The sequence below is a fragment of the Terrisporobacter sp. genome (assembly GCF_017888745.1).
Taxonomy (GTDB): domain Bacteria; phylum Bacillota; class Clostridia; order Peptostreptococcales; family Peptostreptococcaceae; genus Terrisporobacter.
Genome location: NZ_JAGHFM010000255.1, coordinates 1 through 3,772 on the forward strand (window position 1 = coordinate 1; position 3,772 = coordinate 3,772).

3 protein-coding genes are annotated in these 3,772 nt (G+C 29.5%); 2 read left to right on the top strand and 1 reads right to left on the bottom strand.

Annotation, left to right across the window (positions count from 1 at the left end):
- Positions 1–355: 355 nt before the first annotated feature.
- Entirely contained in the window at positions 356–982 is a 627-nt protein-coding gene (locus J7G74_RS11580; RefSeq protein WP_297135493.1) for a hypothetical protein, read from the top strand.
- An 80-nt stretch (positions 983–1,062) separates the two neighbouring features.
- Positions 1,063–1,686: a hypothetical protein gene (locus J7G74_RS11585; protein WP_297135495.1), complete on the top strand. Its 624-nt coding sequence runs from the start codon at positions 1,063–1,065 to the stop codon at positions 1,684–1,686.
- Between the two features lie 152 nt (positions 1,687–1,838).
- On the opposite strand, the gene hydG is transcribed toward J7G74_RS11585, so the two are convergent.
- Positions 1,839–3,269 carry a [FeFe] hydrogenase H-cluster radical SAM maturase HydG gene (hydG, locus tag J7G74_RS11590; protein WP_297135497.1) on the bottom strand — a complete coding sequence of 477 codons (1,431 nt, stop codon included), beginning with the start codon at positions 3,267–3,269 and terminating at the stop codon, positions 1,839–1,841.
- Between the last annotated feature and the right edge of the window lie 503 nt (positions 3,270–3,772).

Genomic DNA, 3,772 nt, shown 5'->3' on the forward strand with positions numbered 1-3,772 from the left:
CCTTAAATATTTTATTATTCTAAGCAAGGTTATTTTATTATTTTTATCCATACCTTTGTGAATATTATATGTTACTATTTTCAAATATTATCACCCCTAAATAATTATTACCTATGACTACCCTCTATTACAGATTAATATTCGTTCATACTAAAAATTATCCTAATTTAATTTAAGATTTCTTGTATGAAATATATAATTTACCCAAAATCAAATAAAATATAATTCCTAGGATGATAAAAGTATTCTTATTCATGTAAAAAAATAATAAACTTCTAAGGGGTTCATCTATAAAGTATCTTTCCATCTTAAAGTTATTATGAGAATATCTTAAAAAATTTGGAGGTATTAAAAAATGAAAAAAAGAGGTATTAAGCTATTATTAGCAGGAATTGTGATCTGTACAAGTATATCAACTATAGGATGTCAAAGCTCTGACTTCGAAGAACCAGTTGAGGAAGAAGTTACAGAAGAACAGCAAGTAAATAGCGAAGTTAAAACAAAAGAACAAAAGAAAAAGAGTGAACAGAAAAATGAAAATGAACAAAAAGAAAAAGAGGAATCAACAAAGGAATCTGAAAAAGACCCAGCTAAAGCAAAACAGGAACAACTAATAGCTTGGGCTAAATCAAATGTCAATTCAAAGGTGGTTGTTGAGATAACAGATGATTCAATACATCCAGATTGTAGTGGTAAAGCGTATGTAGATGGTGTATATATAGGTATGGTTTACTATTGGGATAAAACAGGTGTTTATGAGTTAGAAGAACCACATGTTCCATATGGACCAAATGGCTATACTCCTGATATGCCAACACTTGATGATTATATTGAAGACTATAGTTCTGATGAAGATGAATATAATTCCGAATATAATGAATATTGTATGAATTGCGGAAAACTATTTGTAGGTTCCCAATCAGGATATTGTAGTGATTGTGCAAGAAAAATATTAGGTGATAATTACGACTTTTTACAATAAAATAAATGATATTAACAAAAAAATAAAAGTTTGGGGTTATCTTAAAACCCCAGTTATTAAAAAAATATGGAGGTATTAAAATGAAAAAGGTAATAAATAAATTAATGGTTTTAGGATGTTTAATGTTTACGTGTATTTCAATGACAGGTTGTGTTTGGGATGGTGAAAGAGATATAGGTCAAATGGCAGCACCAGAATCTGGTGATAGACCTGTCGTCAATGGAAATGAGGATGAAGTTTTCTCATACAATCTAGGATATGATGATGGTTTAGATAGTCTAGGTGAAAAACTTCCAGATGAAGAGTTCTATAAAAAATTGGATGAGAGAATTGATCAATATCCAGATCGATTACTTTATGATATGTATATAGACGGGCATTGTCAAGCAGGTAGAGATAATGGTCGAAATTGGATATATGCTGATGAAAAACAACCATTGGAAACAGAAATTTTATATAAAACTTCTATATATGAGCTGATTACTGATTGGGTTGAACCTCAATATAAACAGCCTGCAGAAGAATATGTAATTGAATTTAACTTTAAATACAAATATCCTGAAATGGAAAATATAACATGTGAATATTCATATACAAATTATTCAGAAATTGTATGTGACGTGTATTATGGTGATCGTCAATACTTTGGTGAAGCAAGCTTTGATCAAGAATCAGCCAAAATAGTTGATAGATGTGGAAATTAGGAAGAAATGATGTGAAATAATTTCACATCATTTTTTTCTATTTAAACAATATATTAAAGTTATGATTACTTTATTTTTTCATATCAAATTTACCCCATTTGATTGATTGAAAACGAAGTTAAATATCCGACTCCACAATAGGTGTTGAAACACTAAAATCTAAAATCACGCTCTCCATCAGCTATTTTTACTAGTCTATCTTCAACTATTTCTCTAACCTTATCTTTTGGAATCTTCTTAATTTCATTTAAAATTAAATTTTCTCCTATCTCTTTAGTATTATTTGAAGCATAATCCTCTAGATATTCTTTTAAAGTCATAAGTGCATTAGGCTGGCAACAGTTTGCTATTTGACCATTTTTACACAGTGACATAAATCTATCACCAGTTCTACCCTCTCTATAACACGCTGTACAGAAACTTGGTATATAGTCCATTTCTAACAACCAATTTACTATTTCATCTAATGTTCTATCATCATCAACATCAAATTGAGCACTTGTTATTTCTTCTTTTAGCCCTTTAGCCCTATCATCATATCCTCCTACACTTGTTGATGATGCTCCACTAATTTGTGATATACCTAAGTGTAGTACTTTTTCTCTAGTTTTTTGAGATTCTCTTGTAGATACTATCATACCTGTGTAAGGTACTGCTAAACGTATTATAGCTACAATTTTTTGGAATATATCATCTGATAAAGCCTCTGGAAAATCTGATACATCTATATCATTAGCTGGTCTAAGCCTTGGAACACTGATTGTATGTGGACCTACACCATATTTAGCCTCTAAATGTTCTGCATGCATTAATATTCCTACTAATTCATATTTATAAGTGCTAAGGCCATACAAAACTCCAAGGCCTACGTCATCTATACCACCTTCCATAGCTCTATCCATTGCTTCTGTGTGATATGCGTAATCATGCTTTGGTCCAGTTGGATGAAGTTTCTCATAAGCAACTTTATTATAAGTTTCTTGAAATAATATATAAGTTCCGATTCCTGCCTCTTTTAACTTTTGATAGTTATCTACAGTTGTTGCAGCTATATTAACATTTACTCTTCTTATAGCTCCATTTTTATGTTTTATGCTATAAATAGTCTTTATAGATTCTAATATGTATTCAATAGGATTATTAATTGGATCTTCTCCGGCTTCTAAGGCTAATCTCTTATGTCCTAAATCTTGTAATGCGATAACTTCTTTTTTTATTTCTTCTTGAGTCAATTTTTTTCTAGCAATATCCTTATTTTTTAAATGGTATGGGCAATATACACATCCATTTATACAGTAATTTGAAAGATATAATGGTGCAAACATTACTATACGGTTACCATAAAATCTCTTTTTAAGATCTTCGGCCAACTTGAACATTTTTTGAATTAATTTTTCATCTTCACATTCTAAGAGAAGTGCTGCTTCTCTATGAGTAAGCCCTTTTGCCATGTTCGCCTTGTCTAAAATAACCTCTATTAACTCTTTATTATATTTATTTTGTTTTGCATACTCTAGACTTTCTAAAATCTCCTCATGATTAATAAATTCTTCTGCTTTACTTGATTTTGGATCATAATTCATACTATTTTTCCTCCTAGAAATATATTTTTATTTCGCTGACGAAAAAGGAAGACTTATATATAAAGAAAACAAAAAAACCTTTACACAAAGGCAAAGGTGATCATTTACTAAATATACTATAATCTTCTTACTTAAGAAAAGTCTTCTGTAATCAGATTAACTATTATATTATGATTACCTTCCCCCTCAGATGAAACTTTAGGGTCAGCCTAATTAAATAATAGCACTTATTTTCAGAAATTTGTTTATTTTTAGTTAGATTATCAATCTTTTTGAGTCAAAATATAGCTCCATCGAAATAAAGAATTCACTTCGTTCATGTCACCAACAACTACGTCCGTTGCTCAAAATTATCAATTGGTATTATAAACTATCCACAGTTCATATAATTTATAATACCTTAAAATATAAAAATACTCGTATCAATATTGATACGAGTATTTTTCATTTGTTATTCACAAACATAATTTCTTTTTGCTATTTCATAATTTGAATACATAGAG